Origin of the sequence: uncultured Corynebacterium sp. (assembly GCF_937999985.1) — a bacterium.
GTDB lineage: Bacteria > Actinomycetota > Actinomycetes > Mycobacteriales > Mycobacteriaceae > Corynebacterium.
Genome location: NZ_CALLDG010000039.1, coordinates 1 through 6,285 on the forward strand (window position 1 = coordinate 1; position 6,285 = coordinate 6,285).

Annotated in this window: 6 protein-coding genes and 2 tRNA genes; all 8 read right to left on the bottom strand. The window is 61.9% G+C overall.

All coding sequences use genetic code 11. The features are described 5' to 3' along the window. Positions 1–832, bottom strand: an 832-nt coding sequence (locus tag Q0331_RS01720; protein WP_298074321.1) for an anchored repeat ABC transporter, substrate-binding protein, incomplete at its 3' end; no start/stop codon positions are given. A gap of 116 nt (positions 833–948) precedes the next feature. Further along, entirely contained in the window at positions 949–2,715 is a 1,767-nt protein-coding gene (locus Q0331_RS01725) for a TIGR03773 family transporter-associated surface protein (RefSeq protein ID WP_298074323.1), read from the bottom strand. Positions 2,716–2,920: 205 nt separating this feature from the next. Next, a complete protein-coding gene (rplA, locus tag Q0331_RS01730; protein ID WP_005292043.1) occupies positions 2,921–3,631 on the bottom strand; it encodes a 50S ribosomal protein L1 in 711 nt (236 codons plus the stop codon). Between the two features lie 85 nt (positions 3,632–3,716). Continuing rightward, the gene (gene rplK, locus Q0331_RS01735) at positions 3,717–4,157 is read right to left on the bottom strand and encodes a 50S ribosomal protein L11 (RefSeq protein WP_005292045.1); all 441 of its coding nucleotides are present in this window, start codon (positions 4,155–4,157) and stop codon (positions 3,717–3,719) included. A 155-nt stretch (positions 4,158–4,312) separates the two neighbouring features. Further along, positions 4,313–5,266: a transcription termination/antitermination protein NusG gene (nusG, locus tag Q0331_RS01740; protein WP_298074325.1), complete on the bottom strand. Its 954-nt coding sequence runs from the start codon at positions 5,264–5,266 to the stop codon at positions 4,313–4,315. An 85-nt stretch (positions 5,267–5,351) separates the two neighbouring features. Beyond that, positions 5,352–5,696 carry a preprotein translocase subunit SecE gene (gene secE, locus Q0331_RS01745; protein WP_298074326.1) on the bottom strand — a complete coding sequence of 115 codons (345 nt, stop codon included), beginning with the start codon at positions 5,694–5,696 and terminating at the stop codon, positions 5,352–5,354. 40 nt (positions 5,697–5,736) lie between these two features. Then, positions 5,737–5,809, bottom strand: a tRNA-Trp gene (locus Q0331_RS01750). Between the two features lie 305 nt (positions 5,810–6,114). Next, positions 6,115–6,188, bottom strand: a tRNA-Met gene (locus Q0331_RS01755). Positions 6,189–6,285 lie beyond the last annotated feature (97 nt).

A 6,285-nucleotide genomic window follows, 5' to 3' on the forward strand; every position in this document is an offset into this window, starting at 1 on the left:
GCTGCAGGGTCTGGTTAGGCACGCTGACCACGGCTTTCTTGGGGTCGATGGTGCCACCATCGCCGACGAGGTTGATGCTGTTGTCGTCGGCGTTCACCGCAACGTCGTAGTGCCCACTGTCTATCTTTTTTGACGCCCCGTCTTCCGTACCCACGGTGAAGCGCACGGTCTGGTCCGCGATGTGCTCTGGAGGTTTGCCCTCATCCGGCACCAGGGATGCGCTCAAGTGCAGGGTGTAAGTGCCGGGCTTGGAGAAGGACCAGCTCATGTGAGTGTGTGCGTCGACCGGCAGCATGGCGGTATCGCCCTCGTAACCACGGGAGGCATCGAACCCATCGCGGGAGTTGAAGAAGATCTCCGGCTGGCCGAAGGTGCCGGTGATATATGCCGCTGCGTCGCCCGGCCCCTCCACCTCAGTCACGCTGAGGTGCACTTCGGAGTGCGCGGAGCCGCCGTGCCGGGCGCCGATCCCCTGGGCGCGCAAGCCCAGCCAGACAGTGTCTAACGCCATGTTCTCCACCAGGGGAATGACGGTGGCACCTTGGTTGACGGCCACGTCAGCCAGGGCCACGACCTCTGTGCCGGGCAGCACTCCGTTTTCCATGGTGCGCAGCACTGACTGCTGCTCCAGCAGCAGCCCGTTGTTGAACGCGATGTCCGCGTTTGCGAGGTTGCGAACATCCCGCAGGGTGAGCTCGTAGGTGTGCGGGTCAGCCGTATTGGGAATCAGGGCGGTCACGCGGGCGGCATCGCCCGCGACATGGCGGGCGATGTCGGCGATGATCGGCGTGGAGGCTACGACATCCGTGATGCCATCATCCCTGCTGGGCAAACTCGCGCCTCCCGCCGCCGCGCACCCGGTTAAGCTCGCTGCGAGCAGCACCGTACTGATATTCGCGCATAGGGACTTGGCAGACCCCCGCCGCGATGAAGCTGCGTGCCCCATCCCTAAGACTCTGCGCCCGGGGATCGAGGGGGCGTCATCGAACGAAGAGCCGCCACCGAATCGGCGGACAGGGAGTTCGTGCGCAACATGTAGACCACCCCTGCGCCGAGGGCGATCAGGCCCGCGCCCGCGATGGCCAGGGCCAGCATCGCGGAGGTCGATCCGGTATCGGCAAGGGAGCCGTCGGCGCCGGATGCAGCGCCGGCATCCCCACCGGCTGCGCCCTCTCCCGCTCCTGCAGAGCCGAAACCGTCAGCTGCACCGGAGACGCAGTCGCCGTCCGTAGTGACGCTCGCGCCGAAATCGAAGTGGCCGCTGTTGGCGTTGCCGCTGCCACCGACGGTGAACGTAAGCGTGGCGGGCACGCTGATCTTCTTGCCCTGCTTGGTGGTGGCGATCTGGGTGATGCCAACCTTGTACGTGCCGGGCTTAGAGAAAACCCAGTTCGGGTGTACGTGCGAGTTGCGCGGCACCACGTGAGCGCCGGATGCATTCCCACCGCTGGCCTTGAACCATTCCTTGCCCACAACCTGGCCCAAGTTGCCTTGCTCGAAGACGTACATGCTGCCCGGTCCACTGAAAGACGTCAGCTTGAAGGTGACATCGCCTTGAGTGTTTGCCAGGAGGTCTGGGTGCATGGTGTTTACACCCACCCATGGCACTCCGTTGGACTGGGTAGCGCCGATCATCCAGGCGGTGCCGGCTCCAACAGGGCCGAGAGGCTGTGGAAGGTTAGTCTTCGCGGCGGAGCCCAGACCGAAGTTCAGCGCGCTGGGGTTGGTCCACTTCGGTGGCTGCTGGCGATCGTCCTTGATTTGCGGGCGCAGGGCAGGTTCGCCCTTCTTGCAGGTGGCCGAGCCTTGCGTGCCCGTGGAACCGGTGGAGCTGGAAGTACTGCTGGAAGAGGTGGACTTTCCTGCCGGGCCCGACTTGCCCGTAGCACCGGCGCTCGCGGAACCGGCCTTGTTTCCAGTGCCGGCGCCAGAGGAGCCACCGCCGGTAGCGCCGCCGCTGGCGTCACCACCGCTGTTCGAGCTGTCCGATGCCCCGGAGCCAGCGTCTGTGTCCTCGCCTCCGCACGGGGTGGCACCCTCGGCGGGTTCGTCGGCGTTGGAATCCTGGTCGGACTTACCGACGACCCAGGTGTAGGTCTTCACTTCTGATTCAGCACCGTCAGCGGTGGCCTGCACCTGCATGGAGTAGCGGCCGGGGCGCTCGAAGCCCCAGTTGGCGTGGACGTGGCTTGGGTTCGCCTGGTTGATGCTGTTGCCAGACTTAACCTCTACCCCGTCGGAGAGCAGCGGGGTGGCGCCACCGCCGAACGCCTGGCTCCACATGAACACTCGTCCCGGGCCGCACACGCGATTGAAGTTGATCTTTACGCCCTGGTAGTGCGGTGCGACGCCTTGCGTATCCCAGCCCGGCCAGATCAGGTTCTGCGCTTGGGTCTGCGGCAGGAAGTAGGTCGGCACACCGACCTCCGCCAGATCTTTGGTGCGGGGCTCGTATGCGTGCGCCCCGACCTCCAAGGTGACGTTGTTCGGATCGTGGGCCACGTGGGAACCAGTGGCATCCTCGGTCAGATCGAGCTTGAGGTTGCCTTTGCCTGAGGAGGTGACGTGGAAGGCGTCAATATGGCCCTGATTCAGGGTGACAGAATCGGCCTTTGCCTCAGGTAGGGACTGCGGGCCGAGGCTACCGATTCCGAGGAAGGCTGCGAAGCCTGTGAGAAGAGCGACTGAGAGTGCCGCGAGGGGTGATGTGCGCACCAGATTAAGTCCTTTAAAACACAATGGGTCTAGTTTTCATTAAGGACTATAGTGAAGTGGTAACCATTTTCAAACAATGGGTGTGGCGACTCCCTCCCGCGCTACCCCACCGGCACTCAAACCACCCCAGAGCAAAAGAAAACACCCCCGCCGCCCGAAGGCAACGAGGGTGCGAAAATCCTAGAAGGAACCTAGGAAACGAGACTTAAGCCTCTTCGGTGAAGTCCTTCACGATGGTGTTGTCCACCGGAACGCCCGGGCCGTTGGTGGAGGACATGGTGACCTTCTTGAAGTAGCGCCCCTTGGAGGAGGAAGGCTTCAGACGCAGCAGCTCGTCGATCAGAGCGCCGTAGTTCTCAGCCAGCTGCTTCTCGGTGAAGGAAGCCTTGCCCAGGATGGCGTGCAGGTTAGCAGCCTTGTCCACGCGGAAGGAGATCTTACCGCCCTTGATCTCGGCGACAGCCTTAGCAACGTCGGTGGTGACGGTGCCGGTCTTCGGGTTCGGCATCAGGCCACGGGGACCCAGGACGCGAGCCACACGACCAACCTTGGCCATCTGATCCGGGGTAGCGATCGCAGCGTCGAAGTCGGTCCAGCCGCCCTGGATCTTCTCGATCAGCTCGGCGGTGCCAACAACGTCAGCGCCAGCCTCTTCAGCGGCGGTAGCGTTCGGCCCCTCGGCGAAGACGACAACGCGAACTTCCTTACCCGTGCCGTTCGGCAGGGAGACGGTGCCGCGGACCAGCTGGTCGGCCTTGCGCGGGTCAACGCCCAGGCGGATAGCAACGTCGACGGTAGCGTCGAAGTTCTTGGAGGAGGTCTCCTTGACAGCCTTAGCAGCTGCCAGCGGGGTGTACAGGCGGCCAGCGTCGATCTTCTCCGCTGCCGCGCGGTATGCCTTAGAGGTCTTGCTCATAGTGAATCCAATCTTTAGTTTCGTTGGAGTTGTGGTGCAGGCCAAGCAAGCAGCCTTACCACGGTTTGTGAATCCGGTCAGGGAATTACTTCTGCGGAGCGTCCTTGACGGTGATGCCCATGGAGCGAGCAGTACCGGCGATGATGGCAGCGCCGGCCTCAATGTCGTTAGCGTTCAGGTCTTCCTTCTTGGTGGTTGCAATCTCCTTGCACTGATCCCAAGTAACGGAGCCGACCTTGTCGGTGTGCGGAACGCCGGAGCCCTTCTGAATGCCCGCAGCCTTCAGCAGCAGCTTCGCTGCCGGCGGGGTCTTCAGCTTGAAGTCGAAGGAACGGTCTTCGTAGACGGTGATCTCAACCGGAACGATGTTGCCGCGCTGAGCCTCGGTAGCAGCGTTGTACGCCTTGGTGAACTCAACAATGTTCACGCCGTGCGCACCCAGAGCCGGGCCAACCGGCGGTGCCGGGGTAGCCTGACCAGCCTGGATCTGCAGCTTAATAAGGCCAGTGACCTTCTTCTTTGCCATCTTTAAACCTACTTTCTGTTATCAACGCGATCCCGCAGCGCGGGTAAGCACGGGATAATCGCATCGACCGGATGCCGGGATTTCACCAGCCACCGGAAATGGAAAAATTTGCGTGTCGCGCCGTGAACACAAGCTCACGGACAACCTGCATAACTCTAGTTCAGCTTCTCTACCTGATCAAATTCCAGCTCAACCGGGGTCTCACGGCCGAAGATGGAGACCATGGCCTTCAGGCGGTTGTTCTCGGTATCGATCTCGCTGATGGTTGCAGAAACAGAAGCGAACGGGCCGGACAGGATGGTGACGGACTCGCCCTCTTCGTAATCCACCACAACCTGCTCGCTGGCCGGCTTCGGCGGGGTTGCCACACCCGTTGCGGATACGTCCACGCCGGTTGCTGCTTCTTCGCCATCCTCGGACTCCTGCGGCTTCGCAGTCTCCGGCGGCAGCAGGAACTTCGCCACCTCGCGGATCTTCACCGGGGTGGGCTTGCCCTCGTTACCGACGAAGCTGGTCACGCCAGGGGTATCGCGGACAACGGACCAGGAGGCGTCATCCAGAGACATACGGACCAGAACGTAGCCCGGCAGCAGCTTGCGCTTCACCAGCTTGCGCTTGCCGTCGCGCAGCTCCACAACTTCCTCGATCGGCACGACAACCTCATGGATCTGCTCGTCTACGCCCAGGGTCTGGGCGCGCATCTCCAGGTTGGTCTTCACCTTGTTCTCGTAGCCGGAGTAGCACTGGATGATGTACCACTCACCCGGCAGCTTCTTTAGCGCGCGCATGAACTGGCGCAGGCGAGCCTTGTAGGCGGCCATCGCAGCGTCCTCTGCGGACTGCTCGGCCTCGCCTTCTGCACCCTCGCCACCCTCGGCTGCTGCGGAGGCCTCGGAGGCCTCAGCGCCGTCGGCGCTCGCCGTTTCTTCGGTCCCTTCGGCGGTTGGTGCTGCGGCGTCATCATTAGTGACGCCCTCAGCCTCAGCACCCGCAGCGCCCTGGTGCGCCTCAGCAACAGCCTGCTGTACGTCTTCTTGAGCGGCCGCAGCCAGGCTCTCTGCGCTGACAGTCTCGCCGTTCTGGTCGTTGTTCTGGTTTTCCTCAGTCATGGAAACACCCTCCATCATTAAAAATCCGCCTCTCGCCGGGCGGCGAAGGCGGTATATAGGTTGATGTTCGCTAGCTTAACACAAGTTAGCGCATGATCTGTCGCAGACCCCAGCTGGCAGCCCAATCGGTGCCGGCCACGAGGGCGCAAACGAAGATCAGGAACAGCAGGACGATGACGGTGTAGTTCAGCATCTCTCGCCCCGTGGGCCAGATGACCTTGCCCATTTCGGAGATCACGCCGCGGATGTAGTCCATGATGGCGCTAAAGGGGTTCTTGCGGGTCTTTACAACTTCCGGAGCCTTGGAGTTGGAGTTTGCGACCGCGCGGGACGTGGTGGCCTGTCCGGCCACCTGACGCTTGCCGGACGGACGAAGGCTGCCGCCAGTGCCGGGTTCACCGGCCGCGGTCTTTTTGCTCTCGTCGCTCACGTCTAAGTTCTCCTTAAAGGTACCTGCAAGGAAGATCGTGCAGGGGCGACAGGACTTGAACCTGCAACCTGCGGTTTTGGAGACCGCTGCTCTGCCAATTGAGCCACGCCCCTATCGAAGTTCTGGTTCACGAGTGTACGCGACCAGACCAACATAGGTGAAGCAACATCCTGATAGCGGGGAAATACAGTGCCCATCTGCTGGACTTGTAGCTTCCACGCCACACATTCAGTGCAACGTTCAAAAACAATAGCAGGCTAATGACCGCGCGACCAAATAGGGCGCGGGTGCTGGGGCTTGCGGGGTTGGGGCACGCAGGTTTAGGGCAGGCGGGTTAAGGCGGGACACAGAATGTAGCGACAGCAAAAGCAAAACCACCCGGCGACTTACATCACCGGGTGGTCTTGGTCTTATTTTGTAGCGGTGGAGGGACTCGATCCCTCGACCTCACGATTATGAGTCGTGCGCTCTAACCAGCTGAGCTACACCGCCATCGTCGCCACTTTGCTACGGACCGCCAACGGTCTGTGTCTAACGTCGCGTGACGGGGCGCATAAAATGACAGAGCCCCCTGACGGAATCGAACCGT